Genomic DNA, 21,079 nt, shown 5'->3' on the forward strand with positions numbered 1-21,079 from the left:
CGGCGCGCCGAGATGCACGTTCTGGCTGCTCTTACTCGCACTTTGCGGCTCGTTTGTGCGGGTGGGCGGGGAGGGCGCTACTCCTGGAAGCGGTAGCCCATGCCGGTCTCGGTCAGCAGGTGCTTGGGGCGCGACGGGTCGGCCTCCAGCTTGCGGCGCAGCTGGGCCAAGTACACCCGCAGATAGTGGGTCTCTTTGGCATAGGCCGGGCCCCATACCTCTTTGAGCAGTTCTTCGCGGCCCACCAACTTGCCGCGGTTGCGCACCAGCATTTCCAGCATGCCCCACTCGGTGGGCGTCAGGTGCACCTCTTCGCCGCTGCGGGTGACCTTCTTGGCGGCCAAATCGACTGTGAATGAGGATGTTTCGATCACCGGCTCGTCGGTCTCGGAGGCGGCTGCACCGCGTCGCACCGCCGCCCGCAACCGGGCCAGGAACTCGTCCATGCCAAACGGCTTGGTGACGTAGTCGTCCGCCCCGGCATCCAGAGCCTCGACCTTGTCCATCGAATCGGTACGCGCGGACAGCACGATCACCGGCGCGGTCAGCCAGCCCCGCAGGCCGGCCAGCACGTCGATGCCGGACATATCGGGCAGGCCCAGATCCAGGATCACCACGTCGGGCTTGTGCTCGGCGGCCATCCGTAACGCGTCGGCTCCGGTGGCCGCCACCGCGACGTCGTATCCGCGGACCGACAGGTTGATGCGCAAAGCGCGCAGGATCTGGGGTTCGTCATCGATGACCAGGACCCGGGTCATGGCCTCTCCTTCGCCGGGGCGGCCAAATCGACCACGATGGTCAGTCCGCCGCCGGGGGTGTCGGTGGCCGAGATGGTGCCGCCCATGGCTTCGACGAAGCCGCGGGCGACCGAAAGGCCAAGTCCCACACCGGTTGTGTTGTCGTGATCGCCGAGTCGCTGGAACGGCGCGAACAGCTTCTCTTCCGTGCCGCGTGGGATGCCGGGGCCCTCGTCGACGATGGTGATCAGTACCCGGTCTCCGACGTTGCCGGCATTGACGCGCACCACGCTGTCGGGCGCGTAGCGCAGCGCGTTGTCGATCAGGTTCACCAGTACCCGTTCCAGTAGCCCAGCGTCGGCCAGTGCCACCGCGTCGTCTACTTCGGACTTGACCCGGTCCGGCCAGCGATGCTCGTAACCGGTTGCGCCCCGGCTGATTCCGAGCAGTGCACGCTGTACCACCTCTTCCAGGTACACCGTGTGCAGCTCGGGCTTGACCACCCCGGCGGCCAGCCGCGAGGAGTCCAGCAGGTTGCCCACCAGTGCCGTGAGCTGGTCCACCGATTCCTCAATGGTGGCCAGCAGTTCGGCGGTGTCCTCGGGGGAGAAGCCGACGTCTTCGCTGCGCAGACTGGATACCGCGGCCTTGGCTGCGGCCAGCGGGGTGCGCAGGTCGTGGCTGACCGCGCTCAGCAGTTGGCGGCGTAGCTCGTCGGCCTTGGCGATGGCCTCGGCGCGCCCGGCCTCCTCGGTCAATTCACGTTGGCGCACAAGGCCGGCGGCTTGTCGTGCAACGGCGCCCAGCACTCGTCGGTCCCGGGCCTCGGTCTTGCGGCCGGCCATCAGCAGCCAGTAGTCGTCGTCGGTGACCTCGATCGCGGTGTCGGCGGCATCGACGGTCACGCACGGGTCTTTACCTACGCACGCGACGATGCCCTCGCCCTCGTGTAGCAGGCTGACCGCACGCTGCGCGTACGTCTCCCGCACGCGTTCCAGCAGGGTGGTCAGGTCGGCCCCGCGCAGCACGCTGCCGGCGAACAGCGCCAGCAACTCGGCCTCCTGCGAGGCGTGCCGGGCCTCGCGGGCGCGTTTGGCGGCGCCGTCGACAAGCGCGGCGACCGCCACTGCGACGGCCAGCAGCACCACGATGGTCAGCGCGCTGTCCGGGTCGGCGATGGTGAAGCTGTAGCGTGGCTCGACGAAGAAGTAGTTCAGCAGCAGCCCGGAGAGCACAGCGGACAGCGCGGCGGGCGCCACACCGCCGAGCAGCGCGACGATCAGCACGCCGATGAAGAACACCGCGCTCTCGCCACCCACATGCAGGAACGGGTCTAGCAGGACTGCGGTGATGGCGGTGATGGCGAACGGCACGATGATGGCGGCCAGCCACGAAGCCAGGTGCCGTTGCCCGCGGGTCGCGGTGGACCAGGACCAGCCCGCCTTGGCCTGCTCATGGGTCACCATGTGCACGTCGATCTTGCCGGAGTGCTGCACCGTCTTGGCGCCGATGCCCTCGTCGAACAGCCGGGCCCAGCGGGAGCGTCGCGAGGTGCCCAACACCAGCTGGGTGGCGTTCATCTCGCGGGCGAAATCCAGTAGCGCCGTGGGCACGTCATCGCCGACGACGGTGTGCAGGGTGGCCTCGAGGCTGGCCGTCAGTTCGCGGACCTTGCCCATCTGGGGCGCGGACACCCCGGTCAGCCCGTCGCCGCGGACGACGTGTACCACCATCAGCTCGGCACTGGACTTGGATGCGATGCGCGACGCCCGGCGCACCAGGGTTTCCGATTCCGGGCCGCCGGTAACGGCCACCACGACGCGCTCGCGGGCCTCCCAGGTATCCGAAATCTTGTGTTCGGCACGGTATTTGGCCAGTGCGGCATCGACCTGGTCGGCCAGCCACAGCAACGCCAGCTCGCGCAGCGCGGTCAGGTTGCCCTGCCGGAAGTAATTGGACAGCGCCGCGTCGACCCGCTCGGGTGCGTAGACGTTGCCGTGGGAAAGCCTGCGGCGCAACGCTTCCGGGGTAATGTCCACCAGTTCGATCTGGGATGCGCTGCGCACCACCGAGTCCGGGACGGTCTCCTGCTGTTCGATGCCGGTGATCTGGGCGACGACGTCGTTGAGGCTTTCCAGGTGCTGGACGTTCACCGTGGAGATCACCGTGATGCCGGCGTTCAGCAGTTCCTCGACGTCCTGCCAGCGCTTGGCGTTTTTGGAGCCGGGGGTGTTGGTGTGTGCCAGCTCGTCGACCAGCACCACCTCGGGGTTACGTTCCAGCACCGCGGGAACGTCGAGTTCGGCGAAGGTCCCGCCGCGGTAATCGATGAACCGCGGCGGGATGACTTCGATACCGGCCAATGCCTCGGCCGTCTTCTTGCGGCCGTGCGTCTCGACCACGGCAGCGACCACGTCGGTGCCGCGTTCGAGTCGGCGGTGGGCCTCGCCGAGCATCGCAAAGGTTTTTCCCACGCCCGGGGCAGCGCCCAGGTAGATGCGTAGTTCGCCCCGCTTGTCTGGCGTTCCCATGGCTCTCATTGTCCGTCAGGTCAGTGCTTGACTGGATATTTCTGATCCAAAGCCAGGTTCAGCTGCAAGACGTTGACCCGGGGCTCACCCATGAAGCCCAGGGTGCGTCCGGTGGTGTTGTCCTGTAGCAGCGTCTTGACCTGATCAGTGGTGATGTGCCGCGCCTTGGCTACACGAGCCACCTGCAGGTCGGCGTAGTGCGCCGAGATATCGGGGTCCAGACCACTGCCGCTGGCGGCGACAGCGTCGGCCGGCACGTGCGGGTCGGCGGGGGCCGAGCCGCGGATCGCGACGATCTGCCCGGCGCTGTAATCCTCGCCGTACTTGGCGCATTCGACGCGCACACCTTCGTAGGTCGCCGCGAACGGGGCCTTGGTGGTGTCGCACGGCTGGTTCACGCTGACCACCCGGGCGGGGTCGGTGACGTTGCCGGCGGCGTTACGCGGACCGATCACCGACAGCACCGCACCCACACCGTCGGCGGTGCAGAACGGCCGAGCGCCGGCGGTGTGGTCCAGGCCCTCGGTGTCGGCGACACCGTAGCTGCGGGTGCACACCTGCGTCAGCAGGCTGGGCTTGAATCCGGCATCGCTGGCCGACTTACCGGCCGTGATCTGCGCCGGGTCGCCGGGCGTGTCGACAATGCTCTCCGGGCCCAGGTTGCTGGCGCCGCTGGCGGTCGGGTCATACCCGTTGGTGCCCGCGTTGGACGGCCGGCTCTGGAAATACTGCGGCAGCACATTGCCTTTGGCGTCGGTGAACAGCTGGCCGATCAGCGCACTGCCGACGATCTTGCCGTTGGCGGTGACGATCGAGCCGTCGGCCTTGTCCTTGAGCCCCGGGATCTGGGCGATGCCCCAGATGACCGCGGGATAGGCCAGGCCGGTGATGACGGTCAGGACCAGCAGTGCACGCAGCGCTGCCCAATGAAGGCGAATCAGGTTGCCAATATTCATGATTAGGACATCCCCGGGACGAACTGGATGATGAGGTCAATGAGCTTGATGCCGATGAACGGGGCGACAATGCCACCCAGGCCATAGACATACAGGTTGCGGCTCAACAGCTTTGACGCACTGCTGGGGGTGTACCGGACACCGCGCAGCGACAGCGGGATCAACGCGACGATGACCAGCGCGTTGAAGATGACCGCGGACAGGATCGCCGACTGCGGGCTGTGCAGCCGCATGATGTTCAGCAGGTCCAGGCCCGGGAACAGGGCCACGAACATCGCCGGGATGATCGCGAAGTACTTCGCGATGTCGTTGGCGATGGAGAACGTGGTCAATGCGCCGCGGGTGATCAAGAGCTGCTTGCCGATCTCCACGATCTCGATCAGCTTGGTCGGGTCCGAGTCCAGGTCGACCATGTTGCCGGCCTCTTTGGCCGCGGAGGTACCGGTGTTCATCGCGACACCGACGTCGGCCTGGGCCAGGGCGGGGGCGTCGTTGGTGCCGTCCCCGGTCATCGCGACCAGCTTGCCGCCGGCCTGCTCCTTCTTGATCAGCGCCAGCTTGTCTTCCGGCGTGGCCTCGGCCAGGAAATCGTCAACCCCGGCCTCATCAGCAATTGCCTTGGCGGTCAACGGGTTGTCGCCGGTGATCATGACGGTCCGGATGCCCATCTTGCGCATCTCGTCGAACCGTTCGCGCATGCCCTGCTTGACGACGTCCTTGAGGTGAATCACGCCCAGCACTTCTGCATGTCCCGTCGCTTCGCTCGCGCCTGAGGCCCCACCGTGGCTGATCCGGCCGACCACCAGCGGAGTGCCGCCGGCCGCGGAGATGCCGTCGACGATCTCGCCCAGTTCAGTCGGTACCTTGCCGCCGTTGGAGCGGATCCACTCCGCCACCGAATTGGCCGCTCCCTTGCGCAGCGCCGGGCCGTCGTGCAGATCGACGCCGGACATGCGGGTCATGGCGGTGAACTCGACCCAGGTGGTACCGGTCAGTTCGCCTGGGGTACGGGCACGCAAGCCGTAGGCCGTCTTGGCGTACACCACGATCGAGCGGCCCTCCGGGGTCTCGTCGGCCAAACTCGAGAGTTGGGCTGCGTCGGCGAGTTCGTCGGCGGTGACACCGGGCACCGGGATGAAATTCGACGCCTGCCGATTGCCCAGGGTGATGGTGCCGGTCTTGTCCAGCAGCAGGGTGTTGACGTCACCGGCGGCCTCGACGGCACGGCCGGACATGGCCAGCACATTGCGTTGCACCAGGCGGTCCATGCCGGCGATACCGATCGCCGACAGCAGCGCGCCGATCGTCGTCGGGATCAGACAGACCAGCAGCGAGACCATCACGATGCCGGTGACGCCGAAGCTGTCCAAGGCCTGGGTGTCGGGCACCCCGGGGTTGTTGGCCTTGGAGTAGATGGCCAGCGGCTGCAACGTCGCAACGGCGAACACGAAGATGATGGTCAGCGCAGCCAGCAGGATGTTCAGCGCGATTTCGTTGGGCGTCTTCTGCCGGTTGGCACCCTCGACCAGGGCGATCATCCGGTCGACGAAGCTCTCGCCCGGCTTCTGGGTGATCTGGACGACTATCCGGTCGGACAACACTGTGGTGCCGCCGGTGACTGCTGACCGGTCGCCGCCGGATTCCCGGATGACCGGGGCCGACTCGCCGGTGATGGCCGATTCGTCAACCGACGCAATGCCTTCCACCACGTCGCCGTCACCGGGGATGACCTGTCCGGCTTCGACCACGACGATGTCGCCCTGCTGCAGCAGCGGTGCGGCAACTTCTTCCTCTGTGCCGGCCCGTCCGGGTGCCCACCCGACCAGCTTGCGGGCCATGGTGTCGGACTTGGTCTTTCGCAGGCTGGCGGCCTGTGCCTTGCCGCGACCCTCGGCGACGGCCTCGGCCAGGTTGGCGAAAATGACTGTCAGCCAGAGCCAGAACACGATCAGCCAGGCGAACCAGCTGGAGTTGAGCACCGCCAGAACGGTCGACCAGACGGCGCCGACCTCGACGATGAACATCACCGGGTTGCGCCACAGGGTGCGCGGGTCCAGCTTGCGCAGGGCGTCAGGTGTGGACTTCCACAGCATCTTCGGGTCCAGCAGGCCGCCCTGGACGCGGCCCTTACCCTGGGCCTGTTTGGTCGGGGCGGGGTGTTCCGGGTCTGCTATACCCAATGTTGCGGATTGCGTTGCCATATCAGTGAATTCCTTCAGCAAGGGGGCCGAGCGCCAGCGCCGGCAGGAAGGTCAAAGCGACCAGGATCAGCGTCACGCCGGCAACCATGCCGACGAACTGCGGACGGTGGGTTGGCAGCGTGCCCAGCGATGGGGGAGTGGTGCCCTGCTTGGCCAGTGAACCGGCCAGGGCCAGTACCAGCATCATCGGCAGGAAGCGGCCGATCAGCATGGCCAGGCCCAAAGCGGTGTTGTACCAAACTGTGTTTACTGAGATACCCGCGAACGCCGAGCCGTTGTTGTTGGCCGCCGAAGTGAAGGCGTACAGCACCTCGGACAGGCCGTGCGGGCCGACGTTGAGCATCGCGGCGCGTTCGCCGGGCAGCGCCATTGCCACTGCCGTGCCGGTCAGCACGATCAGCGGAGTAACCAGGAAATAGCTTGCCGCCAGCTTGATCTCGCGCGGGTTGATCTTCTTGCCCAGATATTCAGGTGTGCGTCCGACCATCAGGCCGGCGACGAAGACCGTGATGACCGCGAGGATCAACATGCCGTACAGGCCCGACCCAGTGCCACCGGGAGCGACCTCACCGAGCTGCATGTTGAACATCGTCATCATGCCGCCCAGGGACGCGTACGAATCGTGGAACGAGTCGACCGCACCGGTGGAGGTCAGCGTCGTCGCATCGGCGAACACGGCCGAATCTGGCACGCCGAAGCGTTGTTCGACACCTTCCATCGCCGAGCCGATGGCGTTCGGGACGGTGCCGTGGTGCTGGACCTGGAACAGCATCATGAAGCTGCAGCTGATGATGGCTAGCGTGGCCATCACCGCGACGATCGCGTAGCCCTGCTTGCGGCTGTCGACCATCCGGCCGAAGGTGCGCGGCATCGAGAATGAAATCACCAGCAGCAGAAAGATTTCCACCCAGTTGGTCCAGGCAGTGGGGTTCTCGAACGGGTGCGCTGAGTTGGCGTTGTAGAACCCGCCACCGTTGGTGCCCAGTTCCTTGATGGCCTCCTGGCTGGCGACTGGGCCGCCGGTGATGGTCTGTTGTGCGCCGGCCAACGTGTTGGCGATCTGATCGTGGAGGTGGAAGTTCTCGATGGCGCCGCCGGCGATCAGGATGAGCGCGGCAATCGCCGCGAGCGGCAACAGGATTCGGACGGTGCCGCGCACCAGGTCGACCCAGAAGTTGCCCAGTTCGCTGGCGTGCCGACGGGCGAACCCGCGTACCAGCGCCACTGCCACGGCCATGCCGACCGCGGCCGAGACGAAGTTCTGTACGGTCAGGCCGGTCATCTGCACGAGGTGGCCCATGGTGGTCTCGCCCGAGTAGGCCTGCCAGTTGGTGTTGGTGACGAAGCTGACGGCGGTATTCCACGCCAGGTCCGCGGTCATGGGGGTGGTCGGATTGTTCAGATGCAGCGGCAGTTTGTCCTGCATCAGCTGCAGCGTGAACAGGCCCAGCAGTGAGATCGCCGAGAACGCGAGCACGCTACGGGCGTACGAGCCCCAGTTCTGTTCGGAGTCGGGGTCGGCACCGATGGCCTTGTAGACCAGACGCTCAACGCGTGAATGCTTCGCGGACGTGTATACGCGATACATGTAGTCGCCCAGCGGTACGTGCACCGCGGCCAGGGCGACGATAAGGGCGATCAGGAAGACGATTCCTGCGATGGTGCCGTCCACTAGAAGCGCTCCGGGAACAGTAGTGCGGCGACCAGGAACAGTGCCGTCAGCAGGCACAGCACCAGTCCGACGATGTTGGCGTAGTTCACAGCTTCTCCACCGCCTTTTGAATCAGGCCGAGCATCGCGAATAGCGCGACGGTCAGCACGATGTAAATCGCGACAGACATGTTTTGGCTCCGTTTCGGGCGGGTCCTCAGCCGCGTTTCGGCAGCACCCACGTGCCGAAGTAAACGCTCGCTGGAGGGCGCCTGCCGATGATCTTGACGCTTTCCTTATGGGCGCAGTGGTTTCATTTATGGAGTCCTTGCGCCGGGTGTGATCTGGGTCCTATTTGCCTCGGTCGACGGGCGCGCGTCGGCCCGCTTGCAATCGTATTTATGCAGGTCAAGTACCACAAGTGCGTTCTTGTCGGGCTACGGGTGGTGCGTGCGGTGCTCATCTTTACGCCCGGGAAACCTTCCGGTGGTGCGACGTAAAGAAGCCGTTAGTTTTGCCGGCTGCGGCGTTAAAGGGTTGGCAGGACTGCGGTGCGATCGCTTGGACGCGGCGTAAAGCTGACAGCAGGAGGTTGTCATGGTGATGTCTGCGACGTTGGGTTCGGTGCTGGCTGGTGTGCGGGTGCGGCAGCGCCCGACCCAGGTGGTCCGGCCACCCTGGCCCGCGGTGCGCGTCCGGCCGGCAGTGCAGATCGCCTGTCCCGCAGCCGCTTTGCGGAGTACGGATATTGCTCGACGGGTGGTTGACCAGGGCATGTGGGTCAATGTGCGCAGCGGCGGTGAGTTGGACGGGGTGCTGACGGCCGGCGTGTCGCCGAAGCACATCGGCGTGCACTGTGACGATCTGAGTTCCAACGAAATGGTTTGGGCGGCAAGCCTGGACGTCGGACGGCTGGTGGTTTCCTCGGCATATCAGGCCGAGACGGTGTCGTGCGTGCGCGGGCGTAGACCGCACAATGTTTGGCTCCAGTCGGGTAGCGATGCGGCGGTACTCGATGGGTGCCGGGGATTGCGGCTTGCCGGGTTGGATGCGAGCTGCGGCGACTGTGGGTACGCCCACGCGGTTGACGCGCTTATGGGCGAATCGGCCGATCTGCGTAAGGAAACCGGCATTATCATTGGCCACCTTGGAATTTCGGGTTGGCAGCTGTCATCGGACGTCGTCGACGAGGTCGATGACGCGGTGACCGAGGGGTGTATCAGGTACCGGCTGCCGCGCCCACAGGTGACGCTGTGCGGTAGCACGCTCACCACCTGATTGGGCGTCGTCGGAACTTTTTCCGGGCCGATGTCGAAATCGGCTACCGCCGTTCGACGTGTGTGTGAAGGATTGACACACACGACGAAAGGTCACCGCGATGCGTTACATGGGCATGGTCATCATGAATCCCAACCAGGGTCCGCCGCCGCAGGAACTGATGGACGCGATGGACGCCCACATGGCCAAGAACGCTGCTGACGGCATTTTTCTCGACGGCGGCGGCCTAGGGCAGGGCGAGAACCGAGTCGGCTACCAGGTCCGGTCCGGGCAGGTGAGTACCACGGACGGACCGTTCACGGAGGCCAAGGAGATCATCGGCGGCTACGCGATTCTGGAGTACCGCGATCACGCTGAGGCGGTCGAAGGCGCTAGGCAGATGGCCGAGATTCATCGGCAGCACTGGCCGTCCTGGGAAGGCCGGGTCGAGGTGCATCTGATCGAAGGTGGACCCGACCACCAACCAGGCGCCTGATTTCCCGGTGCCGACAGCCGAGGCAGTGACCGCCGCTTGGCGTGCAGAATCAGCACGCCTGGTGGCGGCACTTGCCCGCATGACGCGTGAAGTCGAACTTGCCGAGGACGTTGTGCAGGACGCACTCGTGGCGGCCTTGGAGGAATGGCCTGCACGGGGCATACCCGCGAATCCCGCCGCGTGGCTGATGACCGCGGCTAAACGACGCGCGATCGACCACATCCGACGTGCCGAGACCTTGCGCCAAAAGACTGAGGCGCTGGGTCGCACACTTGAGGAGGTCGAGGTGCCCGATCTGGATGCGCACGTGGACTTCATCGAGGATGACGTGCTGCGACTGATGTTTCTGACCTGCCATCCGATGCTGGCGCCGGCGTCACGAGCAGCGCTGACGCTCCGCTTGGTGTCAGGGCTGAGTACCGCAGAGATAGCGCGCGCCTTTCTGGTGCCGGAATCGACTATGGGCCAACGGATCAGCCGGGCGAAGAAGAGCCTCGCGGGCTTGGAGAAGGACGCCCTGGACATGCCGGTCGGGGCGCAGCGCCTCGAACGTGTCGACGATGTTCTGGCCGCGATCTATCTGACGTTCAACGAGGGTTACGTCGCCACCTCAGGCCATGACTGGACTCGCCCTGACCTCTGCTTCGAAGCTGTTCGGTTGGCTCGCATGGTGGCCGCGATGGTGTCCGACATCCCAGATGTGTTGGGATTGCAGGCGCTCCTGGAACTTCAGGCGTCGCGAATTCCCGCTCGAGTTGATCGCGATGGTGCACCGGTGTTGTTGGACGATCAAGACCGGGCCCGCTGGGATCAACTGTTGCGGCGCCGCGGGCTTCAGATGCTCACGCGCGCAGAGATTCTCGCCGCCGCGGGTGCGCCCGTCGGCACGTATTTTCTGCAGGCCGCCATTGCTGCGTGCCATGCGCGTGCGGCCCGAGCCGAGGACACCGATTGGCGTCGGATCGCAGATCTTTACGACGTGCTTGCGCGGGTAGCGCCGGGACCGGTGATCGAGGTCAACCGGGCGGTGGCGCATGGGCGCGCCCACAGCCCTGAAGCCGGGCTGGCCATCCTCGATGCGCTTGGTCCCAACCCGCTGCCCGGCTCGCCGCTGCCGCTTGCAGTACGCGGAGATCTGTTGGCGCGCTTGGGAAGAGACAGTGACGCGGCCGCGTCCTTCGCGCGCGCCGCTGAGCTCACCGACAACGAGGCGGAACGTTCGTTGTTACTCCGTCGTGCCGATGCGTGACGTGGTCACCGCTGTTTGCGGGTGCGCTCATAGTGTCGAGCTGCGCGGACACGGTTGCCACAGGCTTCTGAACACCATTCGCGGCGCGGGTGTGACTTGACGAAATAGAGCACGCAGTGGGGTGCGTGGCAGGCACGCAGGTTGATGGCCGCTGGGCCGGTGAGTAGGTCGATGGCGCGGTAGCCGAGGTCGGCGAGGGCACTTCGGATTGGAGAGGCCAGCGGTGCCTCGACGACGCTCAACACGCCGTCGCGGACCGCGAGTTGAGTGCGGGGACGGTCGGCGACCAGGGCATTAACCACGTCGACCGCTTGGGTCACGTCGCCGACCGGGGACTGCGCAGCCGGCCGTTCGTCGGCGGTGCAATGGGCGGCCAGCCTGCGAAGGCTGTCGCGGAGTGCCAGCGCATCGTCCAACTCGTCCTGGCTCGGAACGCCCAGTTCGGCGGCGTCGTGCTCGGTGACGTCGGCCAGCCAGTCGCGCAGCAAGGTCGCGTCTGTCAGGTTGTCGTGGACGCTGCGGGTATCGGCCCAGATGGTGTTCATCAGCCGTACCGGAGCTGGCTCGTCCGGCAGCAGCCACGTGGGTGTACTTACCGTCACATTGGAATGTTATCACGGATGCATAGCGTTACATCCGTTAGAAGATCGTGCTACTACTTCTAACGGAACATGGCAATCCGATCCGTTATGCAGATCGGCAAGGAAAGGACTTCCGATGACCAACTTCGCTCCCATTGACCTGGACACTGCCACCGGCAAAGCAGCCGAACTGCTTGTGCAAGTGAAGAAGTCGATGGGCAAGACCCCCAACATGACCAAGGTGATGGCCAATAGCCCCACCCTGTTGCAGAGCTACCTGGCGCTGTCCGGCGCAGTTGCCCGCGGCACCCTCAAGCCCGCAGTGCGCGAGCGCCTGGCCATCGCAAGTGCTCAGCTCAACGGTTGCGAGTACTGCTTGTCTGCCCACACCTTCACCGGTGCGAACATCGCCAAGATTGATGCGGCGGAATTGGACCGCGCCCGTCGGGCCGAGTCCGAGGATGTACACACCGAAGCCCTGCTCAAACTGTCGACCACGATTGCTGCGAACGCCGGCGACGTCAACGATGACGAGCTGAAGGCCGCCCGCGACGCCGGGGTTTCCGATGAGGAGATCGGCGAACTCGTGGCCAACGTCGCGTTGAACACCATGACCAACTACTTCAACGTGCTGGCTCAGGTCGAAAACGACTGGCCCGTAGTGTCTTTGTGATCGTGAAGCTTCAGATGACGAATCAGAACAGCTGGCCCGCCACTGTGGGGTTCCACAGTGGTGAGCTGGCGGTGCAGCGACAGGCCGGTGTGCAGGCCGAGGCTTCCCGGTTGGCTCGGATGGTCGCTCCGGGTGAACTGCGAGCAGGTATGGCTGGATTCGTAGCCGATGCGCTGTTCGCGGCGATCACTGCCCGGGACCGGTCGCGTCGGCTCTGGACCTCACCTCTTTTGGGGTCGCCCGGTTTCCTGCAGGCGTCCGGGCCGACCGTACTGCAGATCAATAGCGCCCTGCCCGAACCGGATCCGCTCTGGGGGCTGAGCGCCGGGCAACCGGCAGCTGTCATAGTCATGGACTTCGCCACCCGGCGACGGGTACGCATCAACGGTCAACTGACCTCGGTGACCTCGCGCGGGCTCACGCTCGATGTAAACCAGGCGTTCGGCAACTGCCCGCGATACATTTCCGAACGTCAAATCCAGGACGCTGGTGGCGATCAGGTGCGAGGACTGCGATACCAGGGAAACATGCTGCACAGCAACGATATTGATCTAGTTCAGGCCGCGGATACGTTCTTCGTCGGGACAACACATCCAACGTCGGGCAACGACACTTCGCATCGTGGCGGTCCTGCCGGCTTCGTCCGCGTTACACCCGATCATCTGTGGTGGCCAGATTTTCCCGGCAACAACATGTTCAACAGCTTGGGCAACTTGGCTGTCGACGCTGCGGCGGCATTGCTGTTCGTCGACTTCCGCACCGGCGATGCACTGCAACTGTCCGGTACCGCCGACGTGGTGTGGGATGTCCGCTCTGGAGGCGACGATAATTCCACTGGACGCCGCGTTCAGTTCGCCCCTGAGCTGATTGTCGCCACCACGATGACCGAACTCAGCCCGACCACAGCGCCGTAACAACGAAGGGAGACAACATGTCTGAGCTACGCCCGCCGCTTCCGCCGTTCGACATGGACGGCGCGATGCAGAAGGTGCAGGCAGCAGAGGACGCTTGGAACACGCGCGACCCGCACCACGTGGCCCTGGCCTACACCGAGGACTCGGTGTGGCGTAACCGCGACCAGTTCGTCACTGGGCGTGCGGAGATCGTTGAGTTCCTCACGGGCAAGTGGGAACGCGAACTCGACTACGCGCTGCGCAAGAGCCTGTGGGGGTTTCGCGGCAACCGCATGGCGGTGCGCTTTCAATACGAATGGCACGACGCTGCGGGGCAGTGGTACCGCAGCTACGGCAACGAACTGTGGGAGTTCGACGGGTACGGGCTCATGCGGCGTCGCGAGGCCAGCATCAACGACGTGGTCATCACTGAAGCGGACCGCCGCTACTTCGGGCCGCGGCCGACCAGCGAACACGGTGTGGACATTCCGCTCCAGTAGGCGGGTCACCTTGGTGGGCGGCTTAGGCTGAGGGCTCTGCTGCTGCGATGCAGGGTTCGGGCTGGTGGTGGACCGCCGTGTTCGCCCTTGCCGGCCAGACGCTAACGTCATCTCGGCACGATTTCGGTCGCTGCCCGCCCCCATAGCCCAATTGGCAGAGGCAGCGGACTTAAAATCCGCACAGTGTCGGTTCGAGTCCGACTGGGGGCACGGCCTCTCTGGCGATATCTATGCTGATAGAGCCGTTATTGATGTCGAACAGGCGGGCTAATTGGCCTGCCGTGGCCACATTTTGGACACAGTTACAGCTACCTGGTCCAGGTCGGAGTCGAACAGGTCGGCATAGCCATCCAGCGTCATCGCGGCCCTTGCCCTCGGATGGCCAGGCACCACAGCACACAGGCGTCCCCGGCATCGGGGTCAAAGTGCGTCAGCTCGCTGACCGCACGAGCCGCCTCCACGAGGGCTGCTTCGTCGTCGAGGTAAGCCAGCGCCACCGGTGCGGTCCGCATCAGCGAGCCGTTCCCTGCCGTGCGGCCACTGCGGTGGTGCAGCGCGGCAGACTCTTCCCGTGCCGTCCGCGCCGAGATGCCGCGTCGGCCCGTGTGAGTCAGAACTGAGCATGTCTGCACCCCAACATCTTTGGCGTGTTGTGACCATTCATGCCAGCGCCGGGCGATGGCGTCGAGCGCACCCTCGTCACGTAGGTCCGCCCCGGTGGCGGCGACCTCGGCGATGGCTATTGCCATGGAGGTGTCGTCGGTCCACTCGCCGGGCTCCCAACCGAACGCCCCACCGCCCACCCCCGCGGGCCGTCGCAATCGTACTGGCGGACTCGCCAGAGGCGTGCATACGCTGCGCCAAAGCGGCTTTCTCGGAGTCCAGAGCCTTGGGTCGTTCGATGGACTCGCCGCTTGCGCGAGGTGCATCCCGCACCGCTTGAACTTGTCGGCCTGCTTCCGTTCCGTACCGCCGGTTCCGAACGTGGCTTCTGCCTAGACGTGTCCATCTGGAGTACACCCATACTCGACATCGGCATGGCCATTCTTCGGTGTCAAACTAGCGCCGCTTCGGGAATAGATTGACAATTGCCCAACAACATCCTGGATTCGAATTTGACAGTACGGTCAAACCAGGAGATGTACATGGGTCAGCGCATCCTTGAACGCCAACGCGAGGGAATCGCTATCGCCAAAGCGGCCGGAAAGTACAAGGGACGCAAAGCATTACTTTCGTCAACGCAGGCGAACCAGCTACGCGAACGGCTGGCCAAGGGCGAATCGGTTACCGCACTCGCCACGGAATACGGCGTCAGCCGCCAGCCCGTCTACAACTACAAGATCGCCTAACTTGGACCAGTGTTCGTAGTGGTCCGGCCTCAGTGTGGTCCCATCATGCCGCCCGGTCCCATCATTCCTTCCATCATTGCGGGCATTCCCTCGTTCACGAATCCGGTGACCTCTCGGGCGTGTGCCCGGATGGTTTCCGTGAGGGCGGGATCATCGGCGGTTTCCTCGGCGATTACCCCGGTAGTGGTAAACGTGAGCTGACGACGGTAGCCGCTGGCCCGACTGAAGAGAGTCGGCAGGCTTTGGCTCATGCACATGACCTCGGTTCCCTGATCGAGGTGGGCGTACATGCTCGAAACGTGTGCCTGTAGTTGGGCGGTGAGGTCTGGGGACTTCGATTCGGTGGTGGTGCGCACGCCGCCGGGAATGTCCTCAACAACACGGTTGATTTCGCTGTGCCGCATGAACATCTCCATGTAGCGGCTCATGTCCATCTGGCCGGCGCCCATGAAACCGCCTCCGTCGGTGAGGCGGATAGCCGTCGAGGGCGGTCCGAACAGGCTGCGAAGGACATACCCCAGACCTACGACGCTGCTCGCTCCCACGGCACCGAGCGCAGTGATCGCCGCCCGTCGCGTCAACCTAGCCATGGCGGTCAGACATGTTCACGGTGTTCACGCAATATCGCGATGCGCCTTCGATATTCGTCTTCGTCTATCTCGCCGCGAGCGAAGCGGATAGCGAGTAGTTGTTGCGGGTTGGGTTGTTCGGGCGGTGTGGTGTAGCGGCTGCTTTGGTCACCGCTGACGTAGCGGACGAGTGCGAAGGTGCCGCCGACCACCAGTACCCAAAACAGCACCATTCCAATTGCCATCCCGGCGTAACCCCATCCACTCATGTCGTGGTCGTACCAGAACATCATGGTGCTGCCTCCTTCGATTGTTCGCCCATCGTCCTGCGTCGGATGCCGTCGCAACTGGTGCCAAAGGAATGACAACCAAGGGACTTTCGGCCACAACTCAATCCCCTGTTTCGGTTACGCGGTGTAGTTGAGGCTGGTCATCATTCCTGCGGCCTGGTGGTAGGTGTTGTGGCAGTGCAGCATCCAGATACCAGGATTGTCGGCAAGGATGGCAACGCCGAGGGTCTGCTTCGGTAGCACGATGGCGGTGTCCTTGCGTGCGCCGGGGCTGCCGTCCGCCTTGATGATTTGGAAGGTGTGTCCGTGCAGGTGCATGGGATGCCACATCGTCGTGGAGTTGGTAAAGCTCAGCATTGCCTTTTGGCCTTGCTTAATGCCGATGGGCTGGTTGCTGCCGTAGGGCTTTCCGTTGATGGCCCAGTCGTAGTGCATCATGTCGCCCGACAGATTCGCTTGCAGGTTCACGTCGGGCTGTCCAAGTCGCAGGTCCACGTCGGGGGTGGCCGTGAACATGTCGACGGTGCCGATGCGGCGATTGAGTTCGGTGGGCTGGAATCCGGGGTCGGGCGATGCACCTGCGGAAGTGGTCAGTAATGCGCGGGCGACAGCGTTCTTGCCCTCGGCTGCGGCCACTAACGGGAAGACGCCATCGTGGGCGGTGACAGTGACGTCGTAACGTTCGCCCATGCCCATCAGCACGGCGTCAACCTCGGTCGGCACGACAGGGTAGCCATCGGTGTGGGTGACGGTCATCGCATGCCCGGCGAGTGCGACGCGGAATGCGGTGTCAGACGCGGCGTTGATGAGCCGAATCCGTATGCGTTGGCCCGGTTTTGCGGTGAAGCTCGTGGGTGCCGCGGGGACGCGCCCGTTGATGAGGTAGAAGGGGTAACGGACATCGCCGGCGTCCCCCCCGAGCAGACTGCTCGAACCAACTCCGCCCATCGTCGGCATACTGCCCATGCCCGGCATCTGACCCATTTGCTGGCCGCGAAGACCGTCGAAAATCTGCTGAGGACTCTGACCGATGCTATCGGTCCAATCATCAAGGACGACAATCCATTCCGCGTCATAATCACCCCGCTCGCGGGGTTCGTCGATAATGACGGGCAGATACAGGCCGTAGTCAGCGTCGAGGCCGGTATGTGGGTGTGCCCAGTACGTACCTGAGTGCGGGGCGGAGAACCGATAGGTGAACGACTGTCCAGCGTCGATGTTGGCTGTTGCGGGGTCGGCACCGTCCATATCGTTGCGCAGTGCGATCCCGTGCCAATGCACCGACGTGGGGTGATCCAGATGGTTGGTCACCGTGACGGCGACCTGATCGCCGACATTGGCGCGGATCAGCGGCCCGGGAATGACGTCGCCGTAGGCCAGCGTGTGGGCGTTGACTCCGCCGAGGTCGACAGTGGCCTGCTGCGGGGTCAGCGTGGCAGTAACGGTGCGGCCCGAATGGGGACGTCTTGCGTCGGTGCGGTTGATCGCTGCCTTTAAGTCGAGTGAGGGTTGGTTTGATTGCGAGGGTGACCGCGCGCAGGAGGCCAGCACCGCGCCTGCGGCAACGCTGCCCGCCAGAAATGCGCGTCGGCTTAATCCCGTCGACGCGCGCTGGTATCTACTCATCCGCTCGTGACGCTCCGTTCGGGGTTGTGACAGCAGGTATACCCTTGGGGGGTATTTTCGGCAAGGGGTGAACGTCCCACAACGCCCGTGGAGATTCGGCTGTCTATCCGCACTGTGTCGACTCTCTGCGGCCCGTGCTATCGCGTCACACCGAAAGGCTGAGGTCGGGCCGCATCGTGTTAGAGGAACGGTGCCTCCGGCTTCTACAAGCGATCATCTGGAATCCGTTCTTGGCCAATGGCGCTGCGCGGATGCCGGATGTTATCCCAGATCGATATACCGATGCCGTAGGTGAAAACCGTTGGGTCTGGCTGGATGCGGATAAAGCACACGTCGCCGCCCTCGGTCACGATGCGTTGCTCGGTTACCAGGATTCGGCGGAGAAACCATGACGAATCGAACGCTCGCTGCGCACCGTCGTGCCCACTTGGGACAACCGTCGCCGTGCCCTGGAACTGAACGGCCCGAGGCGGAAAACCAGGTAGGAGCCGACGGGGAACCGGGACCACGAAGGCGACGTCAGGATGGATGCGAATATTTCGCACCTTCCGAGTGGTAGTCCTCGTCGTGACGTAGAAGATCAGCGACTCGCCACGCGGCGACACCGCATAAACCACCCCAGTCGCGTGCGGGCGTCCGTTCTCACTCACCGTCGAGAGCGTGCCGAAACTTTCACGACGCAGCGTTCGCTCAACAAGTTCGAAGCCCGCCGCTTCGGCAGCCACTGGGGATTCCCTTTCGGTAACAGTCGGCGGAGGTGAGTCTGTGCCCCGCTCCGGGCGATCAACTGCCGTGGCGGATTTCGTTAGCTGTATGCGCTACCAGCGCAGTGCTAGGGGCGTGGCATGCCGGGAGCGGGGGTCGGCGGCGACGGCTGAGGCGTCATCGAACCTCCTGGACCCATCTGACCTGGTCCCATCTGACCTGGTCCCATCATGCCGCCTGGTCCCATCATGCAGCCGGGTCCCATGCCGCCGGACCCCATGCCGCCGGACCCCATTTGACCGGGTCCCATCTGACCGCTGTTGCCGTAGCCGTGATGCCAGAAATGGTGGCCGGACGCGCTGGCAATCCAGACTCCCGAGAAAAAGACCACCGCCGCGATGAATGTGATTCCTGCGATGATGCCCACCCAGGCCGCCACCTGATTGAGTGCACTAGGTCGGTCAGACCGGTTGTTGCGGTGCTGCGCAGATTTTGGTTCTGTCTGTGATTCGGGTGTGTCGGTCATGTCTTGATCGTGCGGATGACATTGCCGCGCGAACGAGGGCATTTAGTCACAACTATTTTGCGCGCAGGTCCTCCGCGCCCAGGCCACGAGCGTGGGTCGCCTGCAACGCCGTATCGGATCGATCCCGCGAGCGACCCCGGGACACCCGGGATGACCGGGAGGGCTGGCCGCGCGACGCGACGGGCCCAAACGCGGCTCGAATGGCCCTCTAACTCGAGACCGTCTTCGGTATGGGTGCCGAGGGGTCAGCTCGGGTCGGACGGGGTATGAGACTTGCTGCCGCTATGCCAGCAGAGCGTCCCCCGGGGTTCACACAGCGATTACCGTCACGGTTAAGGCCACACCGAATACCAAGGTCGGCACGGCCATCCCGGCGAGAAACCGAAGTCCGAACCGGCGACCGCCGGCGGTGAACGCCAGCACTGTCTTGACGAGCAGGTTGGAGCCAAGGGCCGCAGCGACCGCAACTAGTGCAGTGTCGACGGTGATGTCGCCCTTAGCGGCAAGGCTGGCGGCGGCAACCGCGCCGGCGTGGGCATCGGCGAGGCCCGCGGCGAATGCGGCCAGCACCGTGCCCTTGGGCCCGAGCACGTCAGCTCCCCACCGGCCGACGAGCAGAGCGAACGTTAGCACCGCGGCCAGCACGAGGGCAGGCCGCAAAGCGAAAGGGCGGCTTGCGGGCGTCGCCTCGACGTGTTCGCCCTGCGCAGCGATGTTCTGATGAGTCCGAATGGCTCCCCGATAGACGAACGTGGCTACGACCACCAGCACGGCCGCTGCGGCAACTACTGGAGGCCACAGCCGGCGCAGCACTTCGACGTCGACGAGCCCGATCACGATGAGCAGCTGGACAAGGGTGGCCAGGCTGGCCAGCAGTGCGCTGGCGAGCGGCGCGCGCAAGCTCGTCGTTGTCCGGCTGAGCCGACCCATTGATGCCGTCGTTGCGCTTGCCGAAACAAACCCGCTGGCCAAGCCGGTGACGAGCAGGCCGCGTTCGGGGCCGAGGGCCCGCACACCGATGTAGCCGACCCAGCCGATACCGGTGAGCAGCACGACAAGAAGCCACACCTTCTCTGGATTGAGCACACCGTACGGTCCGAGCCCGCGATCCGGTAGCAGCGGCAGGATCACGAACGCGACGACTAAGAACTTGATGGCGTCTTCTAGTTCGACCTCGCTGATGATCTCGCGGGCGAAACGATGGATGCGGGTCTTCGACACGAGCAGGCTTGCCACGACCACGGCGAGGGCCACGCCTACCGCTGGGCGGGTGTAGGCGAGCGCACCGAGCATGTAGGCGACGATTGCGGCCATCGCTGTGGTGGTTCCCGGGTCCTCGTCGCTGGTACGAAAGTAGGCGAGCGCCACCACCGCGCCGACGCCGACAAACCCGATCACCACGACCCACTCGCCGAAGCTCGCCGCGACCGCCCCGGCCAGCGACAGCAATGCGAACGAGCGCGACCCAGCGGGGAGCTTGCGGCTGTGACTGCGCTCGCGCTCCAAGCCGAGCAGCAACCCGATGGCTAGCGCCACAAGGAACGGCTGGACCTGCTGCCAGCTCACAACGGCTCCCTATTCAGCAGACCAACTAGACGTTGCCCAGCTCCATCACTCTAATGGCTCGGGGCGCCAACCTGACCACGACTGCGCTAAGTACGCTCGAGTATCTCGGGGGGGAGCGCCCGACCCTGCCGAAGGCCGGAGGGCTTCGGCTTCGTTACCTATGTAGTTATCGGGTGCAGAATCTGCACGGCACTCGTTGCTGATGCGCCTAGGTCAATGACGGTCTTAAAGGCATCCGAAGTTTCGCCCCTCGCCCGGGGTGGGGTCGTGCTGCTGTCGGCGTATACAAGGGGGAGGGTGGTGCACATCGCTGCGCGGCGAACGGCTGTGACCGCCCGCTGGTCGCGTGCGGACACTCCCAATATCGGTCAATTGGTGGGGGAGTACTCCCAGAGCTGCGGAGACCCATGGCCGGCGTCGGCGATGGGCAGGAACGCGTTTCCGGTGCCGGGATCGACAGCCAATGTGTGCGCTCCGTCGGCCACGTGAACCGATCCCCGGGCGCGCAGGTGGCCGTGGTCGTGCTCGGCGATGCTGACCCAGCCGCTTTCTGCGGCCACGTAGATGCGATGGCGGGCTGGGTCGTAGGCCAGCACGTCGGGATCGTCGCCGACCTGCTGGTGATCGACGACCGTTTTGGTGGTGAGGTCGACCGTGACCAGGGTGGCGTTGTCTGCGCATCCGACGAACATCACCTGAGCGACGGCGTCGAGTACTTGACCGT

General features: G+C 64.5%; 22 protein-coding genes, 1 tRNA gene and 2 pseudogenes. 8 read left to right on the forward strand and 17 right to left on the reverse strand.

The features are described 5' to 3' along the window. Window positions 1–77: 77 nt before the first annotated feature. Genes M2432_RS25050 through M2432_RS25080 form a run of 7 tightly spaced genes read right to left on the reverse strand, consistent with a single transcriptional unit; the run spans window position 78 to window position 8,317 of the window. On the reverse strand, window positions 78–758 hold the full coding sequence (locus tag M2432_RS25050) for a response regulator (protein WP_280829542.1): 681 nt from the start codon (window positions 756–758) through the stop codon (window positions 78–80). Continuing rightward, window positions 755–3,277, reverse strand: a complete 2,523-nt coding sequence (locus M2432_RS25055; protein WP_280829543.1) for a sensor histidine kinase KdpD — start codon at window positions 3,275–3,277, stop codon at window positions 755–757. The genes M2432_RS25050 and M2432_RS25055 overlap by 4 nt, the downstream gene beginning before the upstream one ends. 11 nt (window positions 3,278–3,288) lie before the next feature. Further along, window positions 3,289–4,224, reverse strand: a complete 936-nt coding sequence (locus M2432_RS25060) for a potassium-transporting ATPase subunit C (RefSeq protein WP_280829544.1) — start codon at window positions 4,222–4,224, stop codon at window positions 3,289–3,291. 2 nt (window positions 4,225–4,226) lie between these two features. After that, the gene (gene kdpB / locus M2432_RS25065) at window positions 4,227–6,425 is read right to left on the reverse strand and encodes a potassium-transporting ATPase subunit KdpB (RefSeq protein WP_280829545.1); all 2,199 of its coding nucleotides are present in this window, start codon (window positions 6,423–6,425) and stop codon (window positions 4,227–4,229) included. 1 nt (window position 6,426) lies between these two features. Further along, window positions 6,427–8,097 carry a potassium-transporting ATPase subunit KdpA gene (gene kdpA / locus M2432_RS25070; protein WP_280829546.1) on the reverse strand — a complete coding sequence of 557 codons (1,671 nt, stop codon included), beginning with the start codon at window positions 8,095–8,097 and terminating at the stop codon, window positions 6,427–6,429. Beyond that, window positions 8,097–8,186 carry a potassium-transporting ATPase subunit F gene (locus tag M2432_RS25075; RefSeq protein WP_280829547.1) on the reverse strand — a complete coding sequence of 30 codons (90 nt, stop codon included), beginning with the start codon at window positions 8,184–8,186 and terminating at the stop codon, window positions 8,097–8,099. The genes kdpA and M2432_RS25075 overlap by 1 nt, the downstream gene beginning before the upstream one ends. After that, window positions 8,183–8,317, reverse strand: a complete 135-nt coding sequence (locus M2432_RS25080; RefSeq protein WP_280829548.1) for a hypothetical protein — start codon at window positions 8,315–8,317, stop codon at window positions 8,183–8,185. Before M2432_RS25080 ends, M2432_RS25075 begins: the two co-directional genes overlap by 4 nt. 355 nt (window positions 8,318–8,672) lie before the next feature. Here M2432_RS25080 and M2432_RS25085 point away from each other — a divergent pair, with 355 nt between their 5' ends. The 3 genes from M2432_RS25085 to M2432_RS25095 all read left to right on the forward strand — a co-directional run bounded on the left by M2432_RS25085 (window position 8,673) and on the right by M2432_RS25095 (window position 11,077). Next, entirely contained in the window at window positions 8,673–9,353 is a 681-nt protein-coding gene (locus M2432_RS25085) for a hypothetical protein (protein ID WP_280829549.1), read from the forward strand. Window positions 9,354–9,453: 100 nt separating this feature from the next. Further along, a complete protein-coding gene (locus M2432_RS25090; RefSeq protein ID WP_280829550.1) occupies window positions 9,454–9,828 on the forward strand; it encodes a YciI family protein in 375 nt (124 codons plus the stop codon). Beyond that, the gene (locus M2432_RS25095; RefSeq protein WP_280829551.1) at window positions 9,800–11,077 is read left to right on the forward strand and encodes a sigma-70 family RNA polymerase sigma factor; all 1,278 of its coding nucleotides are present in this window, start codon (window positions 9,800–9,802) and stop codon (window positions 11,075–11,077) included. The genes M2432_RS25090 and M2432_RS25095 overlap by 29 nt, the downstream gene beginning before the upstream one ends. A 5-nt stretch (window positions 11,078–11,082) precedes the next feature. Here the strand turns inward: M2432_RS25095 and M2432_RS25100 are convergent, their stop codons facing one another. Next, on the reverse strand, window positions 11,083–11,679 hold the full coding sequence (locus M2432_RS25100; protein ID WP_280829552.1) for an ABATE domain-containing protein: 597 nt from the start codon (window positions 11,677–11,679) through the stop codon (window positions 11,083–11,085). A 115-nt stretch (window positions 11,680–11,794) separates the two neighbouring features. Here M2432_RS25100 and M2432_RS25105 point away from each other — a divergent pair, with 115 nt between their 5' ends. The 4 genes from M2432_RS25105 to M2432_RS25120 all read left to right on the forward strand — a co-directional run bounded on the left by M2432_RS25105 (window position 11,795) and on the right by M2432_RS25120 (window position 13,934). Beyond that, window positions 11,795–12,331 (forward strand): carboxymuconolactone decarboxylase family protein, encoded by a 537-nt coding sequence (locus M2432_RS25105; protein WP_280829553.1) that lies wholly within the window; start codon window positions 11,795–11,797, stop codon window positions 12,329–12,331. A 14-nt stretch (window positions 12,332–12,345) separates the two neighbouring features. After that, window positions 12,346–13,245 carry a pyridoxamine 5'-phosphate oxidase family protein gene (locus M2432_RS25110; protein ID WP_280829554.1) on the forward strand — a complete coding sequence of 300 codons (900 nt, stop codon included), beginning with the start codon at window positions 12,346–12,348 and terminating at the stop codon, window positions 13,243–13,245. Between the two features lie 17 nt (window positions 13,246–13,262). Next, window positions 13,263–13,724: a nuclear transport factor 2 family protein gene (locus M2432_RS25115; protein WP_280829555.1), complete on the forward strand. Its 462-nt coding sequence runs from the start codon at window positions 13,263–13,265 to the stop codon at window positions 13,722–13,724. 136 nt (window positions 13,725–13,860) lie between these two features. Next, a tRNA-Leu gene (locus M2432_RS25120) sits at window positions 13,861–13,934 on the forward strand. A 146-nt stretch (window positions 13,935–14,080) separates the two neighbouring features. Here M2432_RS25120 and M2432_RS25125 read toward each other — a convergent pair. Together M2432_RS25125 and M2432_RS28005 are read right to left on the reverse strand one after the other, a co-directional pair. Further along, window positions 14,081–14,473, reverse strand: coding sequence for an ADP-ribosylglycohydrolase family protein (locus tag M2432_RS25125; RefSeq protein ID WP_348536337.1), 393 nt, complete (start codon window positions 14,471–14,473; stop codon window positions 14,081–14,083). Further along, window positions 14,424–14,663: pseudogene (locus tag M2432_RS28005) on the reverse strand (hypothetical protein); the annotation flags it as partial. The gene M2432_RS25125 and the pseudogene M2432_RS28005, both read right to left, overlap by 50 nt. Before the next feature lie 206 nt (window positions 14,664–14,869). On the opposite strand from M2432_RS28005, the gene M2432_RS25130 reads away from it, so the two are divergent. Further along, a complete protein-coding gene (locus tag M2432_RS25130; protein ID WP_348536338.1) occupies window positions 14,870–15,073 on the forward strand; it encodes a helix-turn-helix domain-containing protein in 204 nt (67 codons plus the stop codon). Between the two features lie 29 nt (window positions 15,074–15,102). Here the strand turns inward: M2432_RS25130 and M2432_RS25135 are convergent, their stop codons facing one another. The 7 genes and pseudogenes from M2432_RS25135 to M2432_RS25165 form a co-directional block, all read right to left on the reverse strand. Continuing rightward, window positions 15,103–15,663 carry a hypothetical protein gene (locus tag M2432_RS25135; protein ID WP_280829556.1) on the reverse strand — a complete coding sequence of 187 codons (561 nt, stop codon included), beginning with the start codon at window positions 15,661–15,663 and terminating at the stop codon, window positions 15,103–15,105. A 5-nt stretch (window positions 15,664–15,668) separates the two neighbouring features. After that, a complete protein-coding gene (locus tag M2432_RS25140; RefSeq protein ID WP_280829557.1) occupies window positions 15,669–15,935 on the reverse strand; it encodes an SHOCT domain-containing protein in 267 nt (88 codons plus the stop codon). A 114-nt stretch (window positions 15,936–16,049) separates the two neighbouring features. Beyond that, window positions 16,050–17,558, reverse strand: coding sequence for a multicopper oxidase family protein (locus M2432_RS25145; protein ID WP_280829558.1), 1,509 nt, complete (start codon window positions 17,556–17,558; stop codon window positions 16,050–16,052). Window positions 17,559–17,761: 203 nt separating this feature from the next. Next, window positions 17,762–18,283, reverse strand: a complete 522-nt coding sequence (locus M2432_RS25150; RefSeq protein WP_280829559.1) for a pyridoxamine 5'-phosphate oxidase family protein — start codon at window positions 18,281–18,283, stop codon at window positions 17,762–17,764. Window positions 18,284–18,390: 107 nt separating this feature from the next. After that, a complete protein-coding gene (locus M2432_RS25155; protein WP_280829560.1) occupies window positions 18,391–18,789 on the reverse strand; it encodes a hypothetical protein in 399 nt (132 codons plus the stop codon). Window positions 18,790–19,098: 309 nt separating this feature from the next. Continuing rightward, window positions 19,099–20,355: a DUF4010 domain-containing protein gene (locus M2432_RS25160; protein ID WP_280829561.1), complete on the reverse strand. Its 1,257-nt coding sequence runs from the start codon at window positions 20,353–20,355 to the stop codon at window positions 19,099–19,101. A 368-nt stretch (window positions 20,356–20,723) separates the two neighbouring features. Then, window positions 20,724–21,079: pseudogene (locus M2432_RS25165) on the reverse strand (YncE family protein); the annotation flags it as partial.

Origin of the sequence: Mycobacterium sp. OTB74, from assembly GCF_029892685.1 — a bacterium.
In the GTDB taxonomy this organism is placed as follows: Bacteria; Actinomycetota; Actinomycetes; order Mycobacteriales; family Mycobacteriaceae; genus Mycobacterium.